Raw genomic sequence first — 20,346 nt, 5'->3', positions numbered from 1 at the left:
TGGGTATACGATCTGGACAAAGCCCTATTTTTCGCTCCGTTTGGGCATCAGGTAAGAACGAATCCAGGCAAGACATAAGAGGATAGCGAGCATACCAACGAACACCTTAATTCCGGTTATTCCAATGACATTCCATCCGGGTGTGTGTGTAGAGATCGAAGGGACCAACGTATTTTCCGAAAATGCAGGCGAGGCTGATTTGCTCATGATCAGCGGCCATAACAAAATGACAAGGAGCGGTGCCACTGCCGCATGAATTGTTCGAGCCAGTAGAAAAGGCCCGTATCGCATTGGTGTATTGCTTAACACGCTCATAATTTGCGCATGCACAGATAATCCGCCCCAGGAAAGTACAAACGCAGCCGTAGCAACTTTGAAAACGAGAGGAATGGAAGTGGATGCCGTTCCGGCTTCTTTGGCTCCAAGCGTCACCTCAAATAATCCGCCGACGAGACTGTGGGACAGGGATGGGAGTAAACCGGCAAGTTGAAGTCCTTGCTCCGTTAGGGTGTATAGTATGCCTAGCCAGCCGGTCTGTACCAATAATTCCATAATGACGGAGAAGAATACAACGAGCCCGCCTACGATAATAATAAGCCGGAGGGAAGAGGAGATGGCGTGCCGAAGCAATTCCCCTAAGGTCCGTCCATCGGCTTGTCTCGCTTCGTGCATCGCATAGATGGCATTCAAGAAACGGTTGCGATGCAATCCGTGAGCGGGAGGGGACTCGGACGGTAGAGCTGCAGTGGGACGACCGTGAAAACGCATGAGCACCCCTACAAGAATAGCTGCCAAGTAATGGGATGCCACGAGAATTGGCGCGATAGAGGTATTATGGAAAAATCCTACAGATACTGCTCCGATCATAAAGATCGGGTCAGATGAGGTAGTGAAAGCAACCAGGCGCTCGCCTTCCTCTCGTGTGACCAATTTCTGTTCCCATAATTGTGCTGTCAGTTTAGCCCCTGTAGGGTAACCTGAAGCACAGCTTACGGCAAAAACAAACCCACCGCTTCCAGGAACGCGGAATATTGGGCGCATAAGTGGATTAAGCAATGTACCTAGAAAATGCACAATACCAAAACCGAGAAGCAACTCGGATAATACCAGAAATGGAAACAGGGAAGGGAATAGCACATCCCACCAGATCGATAGTCCCCTCACACTGGCATGCCAGGTTTCGGATGGATACAAAGCCATCAGAACACAAAAGAAAAGGAGAGCAAGGATAACCAGGAGTTGCATGATGCGCTTTGGAACATTCATGAATTTCTCTCCTTTAAGGGTTAAGATGCAGGAATCGCAGTCCATGATGGAGCTTTTGCCATAAATATATGAAAAAGATCGGACAAACAGTACAAAATAATCTTGGGAAAGCGCTTGCAAAAATGGCTGTGTTTTTGAATGATGTATGCTAAAATGGTAAAAACGCCTGAACGTCACCTAATTGCCATAAAGGTGGAATCAATAAGGATGGAGTGATGATCATGAGTCTTGTCGCCGGAGTCCTGGTCTGTGCATTTGTGTATGTGATACGTGCCTCGCTGGTGCGTACTGAAGAGGAAGATTGGCGAAGTTATTAACGTAATATGTGATGCGCCAGCCTTTAAGGTTGGCGCTTTTTTTGTCATTTTGTTCCGAAACTCCTTGGTACGTAAGGCTCTAGTCAAATCTGATCTTTCATGTGATATAGGACTTTTTGGTTTTTTTTGATAGAATAAAGATGCTGGCCTTTAGGGCCAGCTTGTTGATCTGTTGTTCATCATGTTCATGTAGAATGTGTTATATTACAAAATTCGACATATTAAAGGAGGGAAGAAGTATGAATTCCAGTTTGAGTATTTATGACAATCTTGGTGGTGAACAAGGTGTTCGGGCACTGGTGGAGGCTTTTTATCCAATCGTATTGCAAAATGAACAACTAGCACCTCTCTTCCCGGAAGATATTACGCCGGTAATGGACAAACAATACATGTTCCTATCTCAATTTTTTGGTGGTCCTGCATTGTTCTCTGAGGCTTACGGACATCCCATGATGCGTGCTCGTCATATGCACTTTGAGGTGACGGTCGAGCGAGCAGAGGCATGGCTTGCATGTATGAATCAAGCGTTGACACAAATTGGCGTGGAAGAACCGTTGCATTCGTTTATTTTGCAGCGTTTATCCGGGCCCGCTCACCATTTTGTGAATACGCCATAGTTCCAAATATACGACAAGCCTTACGGGAGAGGGATGGAACAAGTGGAATTAGAGCCGCTGTATAAGGTGAAGGTGACATGTCATTACTGCGAGAATGAATTTGAAACGTCACGAGTAAGACCGAGCTTGAAACGGCCTTACCGAACAGATTCTGATTTTTGTGCTTATTACAAACAGGAAAATCCAGATTTTTATGTTGTCCGAATCTGTCCTTCGTGTGGATTCGCCTCTACCGAAAATTCTTCAGCTAATCTCAATGAGATGCAGCGCAAGGCGTTCATTGAGCAGATCGGGAATCGCTGGGTTAAGCGAGATTATAGTGGAGCAAGAAATTTGGAACAGGCACTTGCTACGTACAAATTGGGTCTGCTGTGTGCTCAGGTGATTCAGGAAAAGGATCGTGTCGTTGCTGGCCTGTTGCATCATATTGCCTGGTTGTATCGGTATATGGAAGATCAAACACAGGAACATCGTTTTCTCGAATTCAGCCTGGAGGCTTATATCAAGGTGTTTGAACGGGAAGGAACAGGCGGTAATGAGGCCAAGTTGCTGTATCTGCTTGGAGAACTGAATCGCAGAGTAGGAAAGTTTCATGAAGCGGTTCAATGGTTCGGCAGAGTCATTCATGACAAGCGCATTACAGATGCGGCGATGATTCGTGCGTCCAGAGAACAATGGGCGTTGCTACGCGAACAGATGATATCAGGAAAAATGGAGCTGCCTCAAGAGATGCTGGAAGCAGACAAAGAGGCTGCGAAGCGCAGCCCTCTCTAAGTTTATTGCAGGCGTATTTATCGAACTGGACGACTGGACAACAGGTAATCGTTATCGGTGTCAATGACGGTCATGCTGCTATTGCAGCAGGGAAAGACAAGCAATTTCTTTTTTCCTTCACGGATACGGATGAGTTCCTTGGGTTTGAGGGGAAGCAGCACATTGTTTGCACCGCAAAAAGGGCATTGCTGTACATAGATATCCCCCATAATGACATCGTATGGCCAACTGTTCTCGAAAGGAATCATTCGGACTTGTCTTCCTGATCTGAAGGTTTAGCTGCCTCTTCCTTGGCCAGTTCTGCAATCTTCTGCATGAGAATATGTTGGGGCATATGCATTAAATGTTCCAGAGGCACGCCCAGAGATGCTGCTAATTTGACGGCTGTCTCAGCCGATACTTGTAAAGGTTTCATACACTTACCTCCTGAAAAAGTTGCTCATTATTTCTCTAGTATAGAGATACGTTGCGTATAAAACCAGTTTTTAATTCAATTCACCCGAATCTATAGAAAGAGGTGCCTTATTAGATGAAAATGCCATTACATCCTGTATGGGATCTGGAGTCCATCTTTAGTGGAGGTTCTTCTTCCGAAGCATTCGCCGCATATCTGAATGAACTGGAAACGGATGTGCGAAAGCTGCAAGAAACATTGAATCAAACGGCGGCTCCAGCAACATTGAAAGATACTGAGGTCTTTGACCCTATTCTTGAACTGTTGCAGCGTTGTTATGTTCGAATCTCTGAAGGGTCTGCGTTCGTATCCTGTCTGTCCGCTCAAAATCAGCAAGATAAGAAAGCGGCTCAGCTTCAAGGGACTGTAAGTTCCATTGCAGCGATGCTGAACAGCAGTAAATCCAAATTCGACAATACGCTTAGCCAGATGCCAGAGGATGTATGGACGGAGTGGCTTGAACTTCCGGAAATCCAACCATTGTCCTTCGTGTTAAATGAAAGTCGTAGACAAGCGAAAGAAAAATTGTCACCGGAGCTGGAGGGGCTTGCTCTGGATCTCGCTGTGGATGGTTATCATGGTTGGGGCAAATTCTACAATACAATTGTAAGTAAAGTAAATATCCCGTTTGAACAGGATGGGGAGACGGTTATGCTGTCCGCAGGACAGGCTGCTAACAAGCTTAGTGACAGTGATCGTGAAGTACGTGAGCAGGTATTTGCGTCATGGGAGCAGGCCTGGACAGATGTGGAGGATTACTGCGCAGACACGTTGAACCATCTCGCGGGTTTCCGTCTGAAATTGTATGAGAAGCGTGGCTGGCATGATATCTTGAAGGAACCTCTCTCCATCAACCGGATGTCACGCCAAACGCTGGATACGATGTGGGAGGTCATCAACGGAGCAAAGCCGGTACTTGTACAGTATTTGGAGCGAAAAGCCCAATTGCTGGGTGTTGATAAGCTAAGCTGGAGTGATGTAGAAGCACCGGTGGGCAAGTCTGTTGGAAAAGTAACGTATGACGGGGCAGCTCAGACAATCGTGGAGCAATTTGCCAAGTTCAGTCCTAAACTGTCGAGCTTTGCAGAGATGGCTTTTGAGAAACGATGGATTGAAGCTGAGGATCGCCCAGGCAAACGCCCAGGGGGCTTCTGCACCTCATTGCCGCTGAGTAAAGCGACTCGGATCTTTATGACCTTCTCTGGAACGGCGTCGAATGTATCCACACTCGCGCACGAACTTGGTCATGGATACCACCAGCATATCATGGAAGAACTACCTGCATTGAATCAGCGTTACGCGATGAATGTAGCTGAGACGGCTTCTACATTCGCAGAGATGATCGTTGCCGATGCATTAGTGCATACCGCAAGTGATGAGCAGGAGAAGCTCGCGTTGCTTGAAGATAAAATACAGCGTAGTGTTGCGTTTTTTATGAACATTCATGCCCGTTTCCTGTTTGAGAATCGTTTCTATGAGCAACGTAAGAAGGGCCTGGTAAGTGCCGACGAGTTGAGCAGATTAATGGTAGAGGCTCAAGAAGAGGCTTACTGCGGCGTTCTTGCGTCAAATCATCCTCATTTCTGGGCATCGAAGCTGCATTTCTATCTGACAGGTGTACCTTTCTATAATTTCCCGTATACCTTCGGATACATGTTTAGTGCGGGAATCTATGATCGTGCGCAGCAAGAAGGTACCGCTTTTGCGGGGAAATATGATGATTTGCTGCGTGATACTGGACGAATGACTGTGGAGGAATTAGCTCAGAAACATCTGAATACAGATCTGACGCAGCCGGACTTCTGGCAAAATGCTGCGGATTTAGTTATTGCCGATATTGAGCAATTTTTAGAGATGACCTCAGATGTAAAATAGTGTTGCCAACTTATTTCCATAAAAAGAGAAGCCATAATGAATTGTCTGAAAGACATCTATTATGGCTTCTTTTATTTTGTGATGCTTCTTTTAAGTGGATTGTATTTTTTGTCGTAAATAAATGAAAAAACTCGGTTTAAGGAGGAGTGGTGGCAATTAATTGCGCAAAATATAGGGATAATTACCCAAAAATGTTTATATTTGTTGAGTAAGGACATATGATGTCATATAATGAGTCGTAAGTCCTTGCTGTATAGGACTAAAAGCATATTAGGAGGAGTGTTAACGTGAAAACGGAGCAACTTTCATTAGCAAGACAGTTAGATTTGGTATTCAAAGAGCTTGATCAGGAGCTGTCAGGATTAAATTCAGGAGTGGTTTTTGTGCAAATACGAAATAACGTTATTGGGAAATTTGGAATTCGACATAATCCGATAACGGGTAAAGATGGACGAATGGAAATGGAGGTTGAGGGACTTAATCATGCGCAACGTACTTCCTTCCGCGCCATGGCATTGGAGACTCTGAAATTTAAGCGTAATTGGACACACGGCGAAATAAGCTATGACTTTACCGTCAGACAAGGCATGATTATGATCGATGCGACGATGGAATCCAATTACAACATGGCGAACCTGATGATTCGCTATCCTAGAACGAATACATATCTGGATTCGGGTATGGGATCTGGCTCATGATTGAGAAAAACCAGAGAATGATATCGTTTAGTTTATACACATGTTTAGTACAAATAGAAATAAAGCGGCACTTCCGAAGAAGGCCGCCATCATTTTCAGCAACACTCAAGCAATAATTACGAGCTTACGAACGACCCGATAATTGCTGCTCAGCGATTTGTACCAGACGTTTAGTGATATATCCACCCAGAGATCCAGTCTCACGGGAAGTATAGTTACCGTAGTAACCATCTTGAGGAATTGTTACACCCAGCTCTTGCGCAGCTTCCATTTTCAGTTGTTGCAATGCTGCGTTTGCTTGAGGCACAACCAGATTGTTGGAGCGGCTTCCGCCACCTTGGTTTTGGCTTCCGTACATATGTCTCACCTCCTTGTGGGTTAGTGATGTTAGTATGGATCGAGAATGAGGAAATATACATGATATGGCGTAAGGGAATATATGGATAATCAAACGAAGGCATGTCAACTCAAAAAGCCGATCCAGTGCGGATCGGCTTTTTTTGTCTCCATGCGAGAATAGCAAAAGTTGAGGTCATTCAACTATCCTAAAAAGAAGTCTTGTTTAGTCGATCGGGGGAACAACCTCGATATGGGTGAACAACTCTACAGGTTGCTCTGGTTCGAGACGAATCAGTCCGGTTACGTCAGCAGTCAATTTCAGATTCGGCGCATCCGGCAACCAGGTATAAGGTTCGATACACAAGAATTGATCGGATTCTCCTTTGGTATACAACACCCAGTGTTTGAAAAAAGCTTCATCCACTGAATATTTCAGTGTATAGCCATCTTTTCTCCGCAAATGAGCCACTGCAGGTTGACCTTCCGCAGCGCGAAGCAACGTATCCCAGTCTCGTCCCTGCATGCTAATTCCTTCACCGATAGAGGACCATTCATTATGCAATGTTTGTAGTTCGCCTGTTGGTAACTGCTCATCATTTTGAGCATACAATCCGGAGACAGGCAGCTGCAATGTCCAGTCAGCAGGCTTACCGTCGAGCAAAAACCATGTATGATATCCCATTCCGAAGGGAGCAGGTGTTGAACTTAAATTGGTGACACGCAGTCGCTGGGTCAGTACAGCATTTTTTAAACTGAATGTCATTTCAAGTTTCAGAGGAATAGGGAATTGTTCCATCCAATGCTTTTCATTTTCGGTTAATAATTCGGTAGTGATTGCACAGCCATCTTCATCTTCTTCAATATCACTGACACACCAGGACTGGCTGCGATGGAGACCGTGAATATGGTTGCCATTCGCCGTATTCTGATCGAACTGATAACGTACACCTTCATACTCGAATTGTCCCTGATGGATACGTCCTGGCGGTATGAGCAACGGGACTCCAAAATGATAGGGCTTCTGCAAATAGAAAGCCAGATCGTTTTCGTCCGGGCGACGAACGATATCCCGGTTCTGCACCAAATCGCGAATCGAGATGATGTTATTTCCCAGACGAGGCAGCAGGGTGATTTCCAATTCACGGCTATGTAGGATATACGTGTCGTAACCATTCCATTGACCTTTGGTCACTTGTTTCATATCGATGCTCCTTTTCCCACTTGAAATCTGTCTGCATGCAGTTTTGCTTGCTGAACTGCTGCAGGCGTGTCATTGTGATCATGCCAACTTGTTGAGACATCCTGCAATCCGCTTCACAGCCATAACAGGATAAGCAATACCATCATAACAGATTTTCAAGCTTCGCGAAAAAAAACTCATTCCATTTTGACATTCAGGCTTATGCGCATTAAGATGGAAGTCTAAAAGGTTTTTATGAATTGAATGATATCAAAGCGATGACGGGGACAAGTAGGCAAGGAGTAATCTCTTCAGAAAGCCAGTGGTTGATGTGAACTGGTGTGAACTCTTTTTTGAATGGACCCTTGAGTGTATAGCTGAACAGATCGAGCTTATGCAGGGAGATCTCAGTAGGTTATGCCGGTTATTCCACGTTACGGAACAATGAAGGCTTTTCTTCCTGCTATATCCCTGCATATGAGGGCAGCGGAGTGGAGAGCGAATAAGGGTGGCACCACGGTCTCACGTCCCTTGCGGATGTGGGGCTTTTTTGCGTTCGCAGAGAGCGAATATGCTTCGTGTTCAGGTGTCAGAAGTTAAGAAGAAAGAAGAGCAAAGTTTAAAATTCTAGATTATGTGAATTAGGGAGGCGTATTGGGATATGAAAACCGTATTATCAGGCATTCAGCCCAGCGGTAAGCTTACACTGGGTAATTACATTGGTGCGATTAAAAATTTTGTGAAATTACAACATGACTACAAATGTCATTTTATGGTTGTAGACCTTCACGCTATCACAGTACCACAAGAGCCAGCAGCGCTGCGTGAGCAGTCCGAGGCTGTAGCCGCTTTGTTCATCGCGGCCGGAATTGATCCGAGCAAATCAAACGTATTTCTGCAATCTCACGTACCACAGCATGCTGAACTCGGCTGGTTGATGACTACGCTAACCTCGATGGGTGAGCTGGAGCGTATGACTCAGTTTAAAGACAAATCTTCCGGCAAAGATTCTGTCGGCGCCGGATTGTTCGTTTATCCATCTCTGATGGCTGCAGATATTTTGCTGTATAATGCAGATCTCGTGCCTGTTGGTGAAGATCAGAAACAACATTTGGAGTTGACTCGTGATTTGGCAGGGCGCTTTAACCATCGCTATGGAGAATATTTCACGATTCCTGAGCCTTATATTCCACAAGTCGGTGCGCGTGTCATGTCACTGGATGATGCTTCCTCAAAAATGAGCAAAAGCAATCCCAATGCCGGCAGTTATATCGCGCTGTTAGACCCGCCGGATGTCATTCGTAAAAAAATTAGCCGTGCAACGACGGATTCTGGTCGTGAAGTTGTCTATGATCCGGCGAATAAGCCAGAGGTTAGCAATTTGATGAGCATTTATGCGGAATGTGCGGGTATGACACTGAATGAGGTGGCTGAGCGTTACGAGGGCAAAATGTACGGCCCATTCAAAAAGGAACTCGCCGAAGTAGTTGTCTCTGTGATTGAACCGCTACAAGCAAGATACAACGAAATTCGTGAGTCTGGTGAGCTTGCAGATGTATTAGAGACTTCGGCACGTCGTGCTGAGGAGGATGCTGCGAAGACGCTGGACGCGGTGAAAGCGCGGATGGGTTTCGTTCCTAGACGTAAGCTGTAATTAGGAATACGAGTTCAGCTAAGTCAATTTATTTGGATAAAGCCATTAACGGTTAATCATGTGAATATAGAAGAGGAGGCGGATGAATTCATCCGCCTCCTTTTTTTGACTTATTAACTTCATATATAGCAACAGGCTATGAAGCAGATTCGGAAGCCGAGCGGGCTTCCTGACGTTCTTTTTTCGCCCGAATGACAAATCCCCAAACGATATTAGCCATAGATAGAACAAATAGCAAGGCTGCAAGCCAGCCGTTGTATGAAATCGTAATCGCTGTAACCGTTAACAAAACAATCGAAGAAAATGCAAACCATAAGGATAAGCCTTTGCTCATTGGGAAAAACCTCCATGTACAAATTTATTGAATTTTCGTATAACCTGAAGCGTGCGAGCCATAATAATCTTGCAAGCTTGCAATACATTACAGACACAGATTGAAAGGAGATTTTAAATATGGCTCAAGGATCTCGCTCTTCTAACAACTTGGTGGTGCCTCAAGCGACAGCAGCTCTGCAACAATTGAAAATGGAGGCTGCACAAGAACTGGGTGTAACTATCCCGCAAGACGGATACTATGGTAACTACACTTCCCGTGAGACTGGATCTTTGGGTGGATATATCACCAAACGTCTGGTACAAATCGCTGAGCAGTCTCTGTCTGGCAAATAATTTATATACCAAAGCAGTGAAAGCCCGGAGCGGATAACGCTCCGGGCTTTTCCCGCGCAATCGTTCCTATAACGATTGTGCCCTGCAACCAAGGTCCGCGTCAAGGGCGAGCAGATAAAAGTTTTTTATCCATTTTCTCATCGCTTAGCCAGCCTACGTAGGTATCGATCGTTTTGAAGTTGCGATCCATGATAACTACAGCGACAAACGGATATTGTTTCCGGTGTCGATACCGAACATCAGCCCAGCGAACTTTGTATCCGACAGGAAGTTCCTCTACCTCGGCTACAGCATAAGAGGTGAAATAGAGGAATGCACTAACCTCCGGTGCCTTGCGTGAAGCTGCAACGGCTGCATGAGTGGACGAGGTGGCATGCAGGCTCCAGGTCAGCTCAGAACCATCAATCTTACCAAGCTCATAACTTCCATCCTTATTCGTTTTGACAACATGCCAGCGGCTCCAAGAAATCGTTGGAATCACAATGTATTTGGCTGGTTCCGGGCTGTTATCCATACGTCTCACTTTTCGAACGACCAGCGCCCTCGCGATTGTACGCCATATATAATATATTCCAATCAGGATATACAGCGTAGTAAAGAGCGGAGCAGGTGCAATAAGATCGAAAGCCCATAATAGAATCGCAATCACATGCGTAGTAAATAGGAACGGGTCAAAGATATGAATGATGTTCCACGCAATCCAGCGTTCTGTAAAAGGACGGGCAGCTTGTGTTCCATACGTATTGAACAAGTCTGTGAAGACATGTACGCCTACAGCTACGGCAGTCCAAAGGGCAACATGACCAAGTGAAACTCCTGAAAAAATCAATCCGATCACACCCGTAAGCAGCAACACCCATAACAACAGAAGCGGCAGCGAGTGGGACAGTCCCCGATGATTTCGAATATAGAGCGAGTTGCTTTTAAAACGCAGTGCAGTATCAATGTCAGGGGCCTGGGAGCCAGCGATCGTGCCCACCATGACGGCAGCTGCCAGCATGGGGTCGGTTGCAACGACAGGATCAACATAAGCGAGACCCGCCAGACCAATGCCCATGACAAAATGTGTAGAGGTATCCATAAATCTCTCCTTTATAAGGTGTATCGTCAGTGTATCGTTATCAGATTATTAACCTTCTCTATCTAGGTGATGCCCATATATAGTGTATATTATCCACCTGTATGGATGCAAAACCTGCTGAGCGCTGGGAACAATCTGTTCATTTCCCAACAAATGTACGAACATTGTCAAACTATTCCCTTGGTTATTGTGATAAAATTTATATCGGAAGTCGCGTGGCTGCTTCAATAAACATGTCGCGATGAGACATATTTTGTAAACAACGACCTTGTTATAAGACAAGATATGTCCCGCAGTCCCGCAATGAAGGCACTGTATTATACATATGTATCCCTTGGCCGAAATGATAACGTAGATTTAACTTAGCGCGCTAAACGAAATCATTTTGTATCAGAAAGCTAAGGAAGCTTAACAGAGGGTTTTATGGATTAAATATGTATGCGTATTCACTAGTATATTGTTGGGGGGAAGGGAAAAGGATGCAGGTCATTAAGAAATACAAATGGACATGGATTTTGCTCGGTATTGCACTGATTATGGCGGTGTATTTAATGTGGAACACGGCATTTGCCAGCCAAGAGAAATTACCCGAGATTCGGGAGATCCAATCGTTTTCCATGGAAAATGTGGATGGTCGTAACGTATCGCTGGCGGATACGCAGGGCAAAGTGCGATTGTTCTACTTTTATTTCACCAGTTGCCCTGATGTTTGCCCGATTACGACATTTACACTGTCTCAGGTGCAGGACTTGTTGAAAGAAGATGGAACTTTCGGAGATAAGGCATCCTTTGTATCGATTTCCTTCGACCCAAAAGTGGATACAAGAGAGAAGATCAAAACGTTCGCCGACCGTTTCCACGCGGATTATTCTGGCTGGTATTTCCTGCGTGGGGATATGGATAAAACCAAGCAGTTAGCCAAAGAATCGTTTCAGATTCTGATCGAAGGCGAGAATAAGGATGATTTTGCCCATATGAACATGATTGGTCTGGTGGATGAGAATAACCAGCTGCGCAAGGTGTATAACGCTTTTAATACCGAAGATGTACAGCCGGAAGTCATTGCCGAGGACATTCGCAGGCTGATTAAAGAATAACAATGTAAAATGTTAGGCACTAAGTCTTTAGAAAAGGCTGTCTCTGGTTGCTTTAACCAGGAACAGCCTTTTTGTCGTTGTTCTTTTTAATAGGAAGGTTCGTCAGGATACTGGATATATTCCTCCAGTCCGGCCTTCTCTAATTGCGAGATGATGTATTCATCAGGTGTGCCTTCAACCCCTGCGTACCCACGCCTGGTGTACATTTGTACCGCATCGGGAAAGGCGTCGCGCAGTACACCTCTTATTTTTTTGCCTGAGCTGTCATTGTCCATGAATAAATAAACTTCATCATATCCCACTTGTTTGCGAAGTGTCTCTAGTTTAAGGGAGTTCAGCGTTCCGAATGTGCACAAAATATTGATCTCTGGCCCCACTAAACGTTTGAGTTTACTGCGATCATTCTTACCTTCCACAATGACATGAATAGGCATCGTATTCACCCCTGATTCGAGAGCTGATGTCGACATTCCCCGGGAAATGTTACAGCGAAAATCGACTGAATGTACTTATAGTGTATCTGGAAATGGGGGAATGATGCAAAGTTTAAATTGTACTTGAGAAGGCTCTAACGAATAAGTTGGTCAGGACAAGCTTAGATGCTTCACCCCAGGATGCTATTCGCATCGGAAGATGAGAGCGGGGCAGTATGTCTGGACGTATAATAGGGGAGCAGCAAGATGCCAATCATCAGCAAAATAAAAGCAATGAAATAAGGGGATACGCCCAGCCTCAGCTGTCCAGCTGTAATCGGACCAATAAACGAACCAATAGAGGTGGCAATCGATTGCAGAGAGAAAATACGCCCAAGCTTGCTGCCGCCGCTTAAGTGAATAAAAAGTGTAGCCATCGCGGGAAAAATGATGCCTTTGGACATCCCGAGCACAAATAACACAATGGATAACGAAATTTGAGGAATGGCTGCCATTGCAAAAAAGCTCAAGGACATCAGCAGCACACCAGCAACTAAACGCAGTTTGGGCGAATAACGGTTAAGAAACAGCATGCTGAGCGTAAAGAGCGCACCGATGCTAATGATTGAAAACAGTAAACCCGTCGACATCATGGAGGAGTGTCCGCCTCCCCGCAGCGGTAATTCGAAAAATAGAATACCTTGAGCGCAGGCAATGACCAGGGGCAGCATGAAATAACGCCAGGAAACGGGCAGGAATGCTTTTGGCACATCTGCTGGCGTGGGATCAGAGGTAGCTTTAGCGGAGCCGGAAGGCGCAAGGCCAGGTTTTGCGGGTTCCGTCAATAGCTGCGGCTGGCGAACTAGGCCTCGCGGCATGGTGAGCAGTGCAATGACACCTGTCAGGATGAGCAGATAGCCGAGACTGGAGAAGGTGGCGGAGAAGCCCATGGCACCTACGATAATCGCACCTGCAGCGGGTGACACCACAGAAGCCAGCGTGTGCACGACACCGTGACCCGACATGTATTTTCCTTGCTTCACCGGGTCATTGGAGAGTTGAGCGAGCAGGGCCAGACATGCCGGAGACAGAAAGGCTAATACAAAGCCACTGATGGAGCGTAGCGCGAGTAGTTGCCAAGGGGTATGAATATGAGCCTGTAGAAGCAGGATGAACCCCGCACCTACCAGACTGAACACAATATATCGACGGCTCCCATGTTTATCAATCTGTGTCCCGGCAATCAGATTGCCAGGCAGATGGGTTAGGGAATAGATGCCCATCATCCAGCCGATAAAGGTTGGAGCCGCACCGAGCGATATCGCAAACGGCGTCAGAATGGGATACTGGGCATGCAGATCAAACACAGCTAGAAACAAAAACAGGTATAGCCAGATGGCCGTTTTCACTAGAGCCCCTCCTTGTTAGGCGATGCCTGTTTGTACACAGGTCTTGAACGTGTCCACGTTCGTCGGACGAATCCTCATGGTACTACTTGTACGCCCCGCAGGACGAACTTAGACCGTTTATTTTTGCCGGAGAGGGCTTAGCTGACAGCAGGTTCGGAAATCATGTATAATATTCGGGAAGTCATGAATTAATTCTAATTCGGAAGGTGTAATCATGAACATAGAAGTAATCAAAGAGTTTGTGATGCAGAACTGGCTGGTGATCGTCGTTGCGCTGATCATTTTGTTCTTTGTTCTGAATGTGGTCAAAACGATGTTAAAATGGGCGATTGCCATCATCATTATTGCGGCTCTGCTGATATACAGCGGCATCTCCATTGAACAGATCAAACAAACCGTCACAGACGTGCAGTCCAGCACGATGGACACACTCAAGAAAGAAGCAACAAGCATCATGCTCAAGGAAGCTTCCAAAGCAACCTATTCGGCCGGACAAAATGGTGAGTTTACGATAACCAGTCCTAATGTTGAGCTTAAGGGTAGCACGAAGTCGGATAAAGTCGATGTGACGTTCCGCGGCATTTCGCTTGGAGAATGGAAGATGGGCAACGAAACGATCCGCACATTTGTCGAACAGGCACAAAAAAACAAAACAGCACCTGCTTCGTAGTTATAAAGGAGGAATGAAGACGTGCTGCAAACTTGGCTGGACAGCCTGAAGGAGTTAAATGGGATTACCATTTTGTTGCTATTGATCGTAGCAGCATCCTTATTACAGGGATGGTCCAGAGGGGCTTCACGTTCTGCGGGGAGACTCTTTGGTTTCCTGATGGACGGTATTATGGCGGTCATTGGTATTCTGTTATCCATCGGTCTGACGTTATGGCTTGCGCCTTATGTACAGCAATGGTTGTCTGTACATGCTTCGGCTATGCCTAACCGTGAGTTGAACCGGTGGGAACAGTTGTATTATACGCTGGTTACAGCAATTGCGGATTTCCCGCTGATGCGATTTGCCGTAATATTTGTACTGAGTTACGGCTTGATTCGCATGATTCTTGGATTTTTAACATCCTTCATATTTCGCAGAAGACATGCAGGAGATGAGCAAGCTGCACCAAAAGGGATTTTTAGCCGGCTGACAGGCGCAGTGATCGGGACGGTCATCGGTTCAGTCCGAGGAATCATGGTGATTGCTATATTGTTCATGATCGTCAGTTTATATCCGGGCAGTATGTTCAGCCGTTATGTGGAGGCGTCCCCGATCTATATGCAGGGGGCAAAATCGGTGATTGAGCCTTTGTCTGGTACGTTTATCAAGGACAAGCTTCCGGTATTTACGCAGGCTGTGCAGAAGGAACTTGGAAGTATTCTGCAACGGAAGTATGAGGTGATTGACCACAATATTCCGGCCGATATTGAGCAAGCTGCGCAGGAGATTGTCAAAGGGAAATCGACGGATGAGGCAAAAGCCAGAGCTCTGTATGACTGGGTTGGCACCCGGATTCAATACGACTACGGAAAAGTCGATGATTATGAGCAGAGAGGAATATGGCATGAACAGACCCCGCAGAATACCTTTGATACACGCAAAGGGGTATGTATCGATTATGCCCGCCTCTACGCAGTGATGGCTCGTTCCCAGGGGCTTGATGTGAAGGTTGTTACAGGTCTGGGGTATAACGGTCAGGGAGGTTACGGCCCTCATGCTTGGAATGAAGTCTATTTGAGTAATTCTAATCGCTGGGTTCCGCTTGATCCAACGTGGGCCATCAGCGGAGATTGGTTTAACCCACCTAACTTTGCCGACACGCATCTGAAAGATCAGTCAGCTTGATATACACCGGACACGGATATGGTTCGGAATATGACGACGTTGCCAGGTTATCATGCCGGGAAGTTAACGTTCTGCGGTATGCATCAAGTCATGAAAGAGGTAGGATGAATGAAAAAGCATTCCAATGAGAAGGATGAACTTGCGGACAAACGGCGTTTTAGCTACCGGATGAACGTATTTTTCTTCGCTTCCTTTGTTATTTTTAGTGTAATCATTGTACGTTTGGCCTTTTTACAGTTCGTCGAAGGACCAGAGCTCAGTCAGGAAGAAGCGAGTAACATTACGAAGGATGTGCCGCTTGCTCCGGTGAGAGGAACCATCTATGACTCTACGGGAACAGTGAAACTGGCGTATTCCAAGCCGATTCAGTCCCTGTATCTCACATTGTACAAAAACTACGGGGATGTGGATGGCCAGCCGAATCCGAAAATTGGTGAAGTTCAAGAGATGGCTGCGCGTCTGCATGATGTCTTTGAAAAGTATAAAACTCCCAATACCGAATCCTTGACCGTGGATCAGATTATAGAGGAAATGGATCTGAATTCTCGCAAGGCCAATGGGTTTATGCCACGTCTGATCAAGAGTGATTTGTCCGAAGGAGAGGTTGCTTATTTTCTCCAGCATAAGGATGAATTCAAGGGCATTCAGATCGTGGAAGAAAGTGTACGATACTACGATCCGGATACAGTTGCCGTTCAATCCATTGGTTATTTAAAAAAATTCAAAAGCTCCAAAACGTTGAACAAGTATAAAGAAGTGGATGAAGCAAACAAAACGCAGACTGATCCAGGTCTGGTCTACACGGAGAATGAGTTTGTCGGATTTGATGGACTGGAGCTGCAGTATCAGGATAAGCTGCGGGGCAAAAGTGGTTATACGTCGGTTGACGTTGATCTGCGTAACTTGCCTGAAGGTGTAGCGGGTACAACCCCGCCGCAAAAAGGGTATGATCTGATCTCCAGCATCAACAAAAATGTGCAGGTAAAAACAGAGCAAGCAATTATGGATCAGCTAAGCTGGTTGCATCGTAATCCGGTATCCGGCAGATTGCATCCCAATGCCAAAACGGGCTTTGCCGTAGCGATGGAAGTGGATACAGGGAAAGTTGTAGCTGCAGCCAGTATGCCTGATTACGATACCAATGTGTGGAGAACAGGCAGCATCAGCACAGAAGATTACGATAAAATTAAATATATTTACCAGAATGGTACGATCCGGGGATTCCTGCCTAGTGATTCCAAGAAAAGGGCAGAATCCGTCGTATTGCTCGGTTCAACGATTAAACCACTTAGTGTATTGATCGGTTTGAAGGAAGGTTTCTTTACCACTAACTCGGTGTATATCGACCGAGGTTCAACTACGTTCGGCGGAGATAACCGGCGCGTACAGAACTCGTCGGGGCACGTTTATGGTGCCATGTACCCTCGTGACGCCATTCGTCATTCCTCCAACGTATTTATGATTGACGAAGTTGGTAAGAAGTTGTACGCACGATATGGTGCTAAGGGCGTTGGTGTGTGGGATAAATACATGGAGCAGTTTGGTCTTGGTATAAAAACAGGAGTAGACTTGCCGAATGAATGGGCTGGGCGTAAAGAATATGAAAATGAAACGGAAAGTTCCTTGACCAAACTAGCATATGCTTCCTTTGGACAACAAGGAAAATATACAACCATGCAGCTCGCGCAGTATACCGTGATGCTTGCGAATAAAGGAAAACGCATGGAACCACAGCTTGTTAAAGAGTTCCGGGATTCGGAAGGCAATGTGGTGGAGAAGGTGAAACCGAAGGTACTCAGCACAGCAGACTTCAGTGATGCATACTGGAATGAGGTACAGCGTGGTATGGCTACCGAGGTTTCTGCTTTTGGCGGCTTCCCTTATGATTTTGCCAGAAAAACAGGTACGTCGACACAGAATATTGGAGGGAAGTTGGTGGATAACGGGGTATTTATCGCTTATGCACCCCGTAACAATCCAAAGCTGGCTGTTGCTGTCATGATCCCTGAGGGGGGCTTCGGTTCCAACAGTGCCGCTCCGGTTGCACGTGCGATCTTTGATGCTTACGATCAGGAATTTGGCCTCGATGGCGTTCCGAAAAAAAATAAAGATAAAGAAACAGAAACGAGTACGCAGTAATGCAGTGATCGAGATCCTGCACGCCATACGCTAAAAGGCCCTCAGAACGGGGGCCTTTTTTTGTTGCTTTTTTATGTAACCTAATCAATGGAATTACGTTATATACAGAGGGCAGAGTGCTGGCCAGGATCTAGAGTAAGTATGGGATAACGTTTTATTACTTATGAAAGTATCATATTACGAAAATGTAACCAAAAATAGAAAGACGTTACAGTCTGCTTTTGATAAACTTAAGGGGTGAGAGTTTGCCATTTTGATCTGTTGTCTGTTTGTGTCTGTTATGACGTTTTGATTTGAATAGATAGCGTAACTTTTACATTTTTACACTTGCACAAGAACGGAGAGGGGACATATGTTTAACCGACTCAAAAATAAACCGCCGAACAAAGACGAGAGAGCGGTAAATAAACCTTCCAGCGCAAGGCTGAATGTGTTTTTTTTCGTAGCCTTTGTCATATTCAGCGTTTTGATCTTCCGACTGGCGTTTGTGCAGTTTGTCGAAGGGCCTGAACTGACGTATATGGAATCCACGCGCAATACAAAAGATATCCCTCTAGCCCCGGTGCGCGGCCCGATCTATGATGCGACCGGGAAAGTGGCGCTTGCTTATTCGGAGCCGGTACAGTCACTGTATGTGCTGTTATATGAAGATTATCGTAATGATGATCGCAGGCAGGAAGCCGAGGGACTGGCCCATGAACTTGCGGATATTTTCAAACGATTCAATCCAGGAGACGAGAAGCAGCCAGATGCAGAGGAGATTATTAAAAGACTGGATCTGGATCATCAGAAGACATTCGGTTATGTGCCAAGACTGGTTAAGTCCGATCTGACGACCAAGGAAATTGCTTTTTTTCTAGAGAAAAAAACGGAGTATCCCGGCGTTATGGTGCTGGAAGAGAATGTACGGAGATATGACCCTGATCGTGTTGCTGTGCAGGTTATTGGTTATACACGGGACTTTAAGGGAGCAGGGGCATTGAGGCAATACAAAACGATCATAGAGCAATCGGCTTCTCAACGTGATCCAGGATTGGTGTATTCACAGGATGAGAGAGTTGGATTCGATGGTCTGGAGCTGCAATATCAGCAGGAGCTTCGCGGAAGAAGCGGATATCAATCCATTGATATTGACTCTCGGAATCTGCCTACAGGCACAATGGAGCTGACTCCACCAGAGAAGGGGTACAGTCTGATCTCGACGATCAATAAGGAAATTCAACTCGCGGCACAAAAAGCCATTACGGACGAATTACGAAAGCTTCCAAAGGCGATTACGGGTTATGCCGTAGCTATGGAAGTCGACACAGGTAATGTGGTAGCCATGGCGAGTATGCCGGACTATGACCCGAATGATTGGGACTATGACAAAATCAAATTTGTATTCCGCAATGGAACGACAGAGTCATTTCTGCCTAATGATAAGAAGCCGCGTCACGCCGAATCCGTGGTGTTGCTGGGATCGGTTATTAAACCGCTCAGCGTGCTCATTGGACTAAAAGAAGGACTGTTCACTGCAGGACAGACGTATCATGATAAGGGTTATGCTGTACTCGGCAAAGATGGTCGGCAAGTGAGGAACTCACACTCGGCGTACAATGGAAACATTACTGCGCGGAGAGCTATCGAAAAATCATCCAATGCATTCATGATTGATATGGTGGGCAAGCAGTTGTTAAAAAAATATGGTGGAGACAAGGGCATTGATAAATGGGACGAATACATGAAGAGTTTTGGCTTAGGTGTGTCCACAGGTATTGATCTGCCCAATGAATTTCTTGGCCGATTGGAGTACAGAGAGGGAGAGGGGCGAGAAAGTGCTCTGACACGTCTGGCGTTTGCATCCTTTGGTCAGCAAGCAAAATATACCACGATGCAGCTGGCACAGTACACCACTATGCTGGCGAATAAGGGCAAACGAATGGAGCCACACCTGGTGAAGGAAATCCGGGATGCGGATGGCAATGTGGTGAAGAAGTTTGAGCCAAAGGTTCTTAATGAAGTGCAGTTTGCGGATGCACACTGGAACGAAGTGCATAAGGGTATGGTGACCAAAGTAAGCTCCTTTGACGGGTTCCCTTATGATTTTGCCAGAAAGACAGGAACATCTGAGCAAGGAACCGGACCGAATAAAAAGGAGAACGGTGTATTTATTGCTTTTGCTCCAAGAGACAAACCGAAACTGGCTGTAGCGGTTATCGTGCCGGAAGGCGGTTTTGGATCGGTCAGTGCTTCCCCGATCGCACGCAAAATTTTTGATGCTTATGATGAAGTGTATGGACTGGATGGCATCCCGAAGGGGAAGAAGGATCAAAATAAAGAACAAGATTGATGATTCAGGGCATAAAACAAGAGGAAACAACGGCATACTCATCAAAGTATTGGATAAACTGCTTTAGATTGAACTTCATAAGCAATAGGACAGGCAAGGGAAAATATCCCTTGCCTTTTGTTTTTCCATCGGCTAAAATTTGCACAAGGGAAACATTATTAGACGAGTTTAAAATTTAGTGCATTGCACAACTTA

Annotated in this window: 20 protein-coding genes and 1 other annotated feature; of the genes, 11 read left to right on the top strand and 9 right to left on the bottom strand. The window is 45.8% G+C overall.

What is annotated here, in order from left to right; all coding sequences use genetic code 11:
* Window positions 1-24: 24 nt before the first annotated feature.
* The gene (gene ylbJ, locus EC604_RS13920) at window positions 25-1,266 is read right to left on the bottom strand and encodes a sporulation integral membrane protein YlbJ (RefSeq protein ID WP_123064724.1); all 1,242 of its coding nucleotides are present in this window, start codon (window positions 1,264-1,266) and stop codon (window positions 25-27) included.
* A gap of 556 nt (window positions 1,267-1,822) precedes the next feature.
* Between ylbJ and EC604_RS13915 the strand changes: the two genes are divergently transcribed.
* Together EC604_RS13915 and EC604_RS13910 are read left to right on the top strand one after the other, a co-directional pair.
* Window positions 1,823-2,200, top strand: coding sequence for a globin (locus EC604_RS13915; protein ID WP_090919642.1), 378 nt, complete (start codon window positions 1,823-1,825; stop codon window positions 2,198-2,200).
* A gap of 42 nt (window positions 2,201-2,242) precedes the next feature.
* The gene (locus tag EC604_RS13910; RefSeq protein WP_123064775.1) at window positions 2,243-2,974 is read left to right on the top strand and encodes a DUF2225 domain-containing protein; all 732 of its coding nucleotides are present in this window, start codon (window positions 2,243-2,245) and stop codon (window positions 2,972-2,974) included.
* Between the two features lie 17 nt (window positions 2,975-2,991).
* Here EC604_RS13910 and EC604_RS13905 read toward each other — a convergent pair whose 3' ends face one another.
* Entirely contained in the window at window positions 2,992-3,222 is a 231-nt protein-coding gene (locus EC604_RS13905) for a hypothetical protein (RefSeq protein ID WP_090919639.1), read from the bottom strand.
* A complete protein-coding gene (locus tag EC604_RS13900; protein WP_090919636.1) occupies window positions 3,219-3,389 on the bottom strand; it encodes a YycC family protein in 171 nt (56 codons plus the stop codon). The genes EC604_RS13905 and EC604_RS13900 overlap by 4 nt, the downstream gene beginning before the upstream one ends.
* Before the next feature lie 114 nt (window positions 3,390-3,503).
* On the opposite strand from EC604_RS13900, the gene EC604_RS13895 reads away from it, so the two are divergent.
* Together EC604_RS13895 and EC604_RS13890 are read left to right on the top strand one after the other, a co-directional pair.
* Entirely contained in the window at window positions 3,504-5,303 is a 1,800-nt protein-coding gene (locus EC604_RS13895) for a M3 family oligoendopeptidase (protein ID WP_123064723.1), read from the top strand.
* Window positions 5,304-5,590: 287 nt separating this feature from the next.
* Window positions 5,591-6,001 (top strand): O-methyltransferase, encoded by a 411-nt coding sequence (locus EC604_RS13890; protein ID WP_123064722.1) that lies wholly within the window; start codon window positions 5,591-5,593, stop codon window positions 5,999-6,001.
* Window positions 6,002-6,125: 124 nt separating this feature from the next.
* On the opposite strand, the gene EC604_RS13885 is transcribed toward EC604_RS13890, so the two are convergent.
* Together EC604_RS13885 and EC604_RS13880 are read right to left on the bottom strand one after the other, a co-directional pair.
* Window positions 6,126-6,359 carry an alpha/beta-type small acid-soluble spore protein gene (locus tag EC604_RS13885; protein WP_090919627.1) on the bottom strand — a complete coding sequence of 78 codons (234 nt, stop codon included), beginning with the start codon at window positions 6,357-6,359 and terminating at the stop codon, window positions 6,126-6,128.
* Between the two features lie 204 nt (window positions 6,360-6,563).
* The gene (locus EC604_RS13880) at window positions 6,564-7,541 is read right to left on the bottom strand and encodes an aldose 1-epimerase (protein WP_123064721.1); all 978 of its coding nucleotides are present in this window, start codon (window positions 7,539-7,541) and stop codon (window positions 6,564-6,566) included.
* Window positions 7,542-7,789: 248 nt separating this feature from the next.
* Window positions 7,790-8,055 (top strand) — a binding site (T-box leader).
* Between the two features lie 126 nt (window positions 8,056-8,181).
* Between EC604_RS13880 and trpS the strand changes: the two genes are divergently transcribed.
* Window positions 8,182-9,174 (top strand): tryptophan--tRNA ligase, encoded by a 993-nt coding sequence (trpS, locus tag EC604_RS13875; protein ID WP_123064720.1) that lies wholly within the window; start codon window positions 8,182-8,184, stop codon window positions 9,172-9,174.
* A gap of 136 nt (window positions 9,175-9,310) precedes the next feature.
* On the opposite strand, the gene EC604_RS13870 is transcribed toward trpS, so the two are convergent.
* On the bottom strand, window positions 9,311-9,508 hold the full coding sequence (locus EC604_RS13870; protein WP_123064719.1) for a hypothetical protein: 198 nt from the start codon (window positions 9,506-9,508) through the stop codon (window positions 9,311-9,313).
* Window positions 9,509-9,627: 119 nt separating this feature from the next.
* On the opposite strand from EC604_RS13870, the gene EC604_RS13865 reads away from it, so the two are divergent.
* The gene (locus tag EC604_RS13865) at window positions 9,628-9,843 is read left to right on the top strand and encodes an alpha/beta-type small acid-soluble spore protein (RefSeq protein WP_090919614.1); all 216 of its coding nucleotides are present in this window, start codon (window positions 9,628-9,630) and stop codon (window positions 9,841-9,843) included.
* Window positions 9,844-9,943: 100 nt separating this feature from the next.
* Here the strand turns inward: EC604_RS13865 and EC604_RS13860 are convergent, their stop codons facing one another.
* Entirely contained in the window at window positions 9,944-10,924 is a 981-nt protein-coding gene (locus EC604_RS13860) for a metal-dependent hydrolase (protein WP_123064718.1), read from the bottom strand.
* Window positions 10,925-11,403: 479 nt separating this feature from the next.
* On the opposite strand from EC604_RS13860, the gene EC604_RS13855 reads away from it, so the two are divergent.
* Window positions 11,404-12,021: an SCO family protein gene (locus tag EC604_RS13855; protein ID WP_123064717.1), complete on the top strand. Its 618-nt coding sequence runs from the start codon at window positions 11,404-11,406 to the stop codon at window positions 12,019-12,021.
* Between the two features lie 86 nt (window positions 12,022-12,107).
* On the opposite strand, the gene EC604_RS13850 is transcribed toward EC604_RS13855, so the two are convergent.
* A complete protein-coding gene (locus tag EC604_RS13850; protein ID WP_090919605.1) occupies window positions 12,108-12,455 on the bottom strand; it encodes a toprim domain-containing protein in 348 nt (115 codons plus the stop codon).
* Between the two features lie 170 nt (window positions 12,456-12,625).
* A complete protein-coding gene (locus EC604_RS13845) occupies window positions 12,626-13,843 on the bottom strand; it encodes an MFS transporter (RefSeq protein ID WP_123064716.1) in 1,218 nt (405 codons plus the stop codon).
* A gap of 214 nt (window positions 13,844-14,057) precedes the next feature.
* Between EC604_RS13845 and EC604_RS13840 the strand changes: the two genes are divergently transcribed.
* The 4 genes from EC604_RS13840 (at window position 14,058) to EC604_RS13825 (ending at window position 20,151) form a co-directional block, all read left to right on the top strand.
* Window positions 14,058-14,513 carry an ATPase gene (locus EC604_RS13840; protein ID WP_123064715.1) on the top strand — a complete coding sequence of 152 codons (456 nt, stop codon included), beginning with the start codon at window positions 14,058-14,060 and terminating at the stop codon, window positions 14,511-14,513.
* A 21-nt stretch (window positions 14,514-14,534) separates the two neighbouring features.
* A complete protein-coding gene (locus EC604_RS13835; RefSeq protein ID WP_123064714.1) occupies window positions 14,535-15,680 on the top strand; it encodes a transglutaminase domain-containing protein in 1,146 nt (381 codons plus the stop codon).
* Between the two features lie 108 nt (window positions 15,681-15,788).
* Complete coding sequence (locus tag EC604_RS13830) at window positions 15,789-17,819, top strand: peptidoglycan D,D-transpeptidase FtsI family protein (RefSeq protein WP_123064713.1); 2,031 nt, start codon at window positions 15,789-15,791, stop codon at window positions 17,817-17,819.
* A 352-nt stretch (window positions 17,820-18,171) separates the two neighbouring features.
* Window positions 18,172-20,151 (top strand): peptidoglycan D,D-transpeptidase FtsI family protein, encoded by a 1,980-nt coding sequence (locus EC604_RS13825; protein ID WP_123064712.1) that lies wholly within the window; start codon window positions 18,172-18,174, stop codon window positions 20,149-20,151.
* Window positions 20,152-20,346 lie beyond the last annotated feature (195 nt).

Source organism: Paenibacillus amylolyticus (genome assembly GCF_003719335.1).
Classification (GTDB): domain Bacteria; phylum Bacillota; class Bacilli; order Paenibacillales; family Paenibacillaceae; genus Paenibacillus; species Paenibacillus amylolyticus_D.
Note: the sequence above shows the minus strand (reverse complement) of the source record. Positions and strands in the feature narration are given on the sequence as shown.

What these genes read in the sequence shown, in the direction of transcription:
- ylbJ (WP_123064724.1), bottom strand. Translation starts at nt 1,266, where the DNA reads ATGAATGTTCCAAAGCGCATCATGCAACTCCTGGTTATCCTTGCTCTC.
- EC604_RS13915 (WP_090919642.1), top strand. Translation starts at nt 1,823, where the DNA reads ATGAATTCCAGTTTGAGTATTTATGACAATCTTGGTGGTGAACAAGGT.
- EC604_RS13905 (WP_090919639.1), bottom strand. Translation starts at nt 3,222, where the DNA reads ATGATTCCTTTCGAGAACAGTTGGCCATACGATGTCATTATGGGGGAT.
- EC604_RS13900 (WP_090919636.1), bottom strand. Translation starts at nt 3,389, where the DNA reads ATGAAACCTTTACAAGTATCGGCTGAGACAGCCGTCAAATTAGCAGCA.
- EC604_RS13895 (WP_123064723.1), top strand. Translation starts at nt 3,504, where the DNA reads ATGAAAATGCCATTACATCCTGTATGGGATCTGGAGTCCATCTTTAGT.
- EC604_RS13885 (WP_090919627.1), bottom strand. Translation starts at nt 6,359, where the DNA reads ATGTACGGAAGCCAAAACCAAGGTGGCGGAAGCCGCTCCAACAATCTG.
- EC604_RS13880 (WP_123064721.1), bottom strand. Translation starts at nt 7,541, where the DNA reads ATGAAACAAGTGACCAAAGGTCAATGGAATGGTTACGACACGTATATC.
- trpS (WP_123064720.1), top strand. Translation starts at nt 8,182, where the DNA reads ATGAAAACCGTATTATCAGGCATTCAGCCCAGCGGTAAGCTTACACTG.
- EC604_RS13870 (WP_123064719.1), bottom strand. Translation starts at nt 9,508, where the DNA reads ATGAGCAAAGGCTTATCCTTATGGTTTGCATTTTCTTCGATTGTTTTG.
- EC604_RS13865 (WP_090919614.1), top strand. Translation starts at nt 9,628, where the DNA reads ATGGCTCAAGGATCTCGCTCTTCTAACAACTTGGTGGTGCCTCAAGCG.
- EC604_RS13860 (WP_123064718.1), bottom strand. Translation starts at nt 10,924, where the DNA reads ATGGATACCTCTACACATTTTGTCATGGGCATTGGTCTGGCGGGTCTC.
- EC604_RS13855 (WP_123064717.1), top strand. Translation starts at nt 11,404, where the DNA reads ATGCAGGTCATTAAGAAATACAAATGGACATGGATTTTGCTCGGTATT.
- EC604_RS13850 (WP_090919605.1), bottom strand. Translation starts at nt 12,455, where the DNA reads ATGCCTATTCATGTCATTGTGGAAGGTAAGAATGATCGCAGTAAACTC.
- EC604_RS13840 (WP_123064715.1), top strand. Translation starts at nt 14,058, where the DNA reads ATGAACATAGAAGTAATCAAAGAGTTTGTGATGCAGAACTGGCTGGTG.
- EC604_RS13830 (WP_123064713.1), top strand. Translation starts at nt 15,789, where the DNA reads ATGAAAAAGCATTCCAATGAGAAGGATGAACTTGCGGACAAACGGCGT.
- EC604_RS13825 (WP_123064712.1), top strand. Translation starts at nt 18,172, where the DNA reads ATGTTTAACCGACTCAAAAATAAACCGCCGAACAAAGACGAGAGAGCG.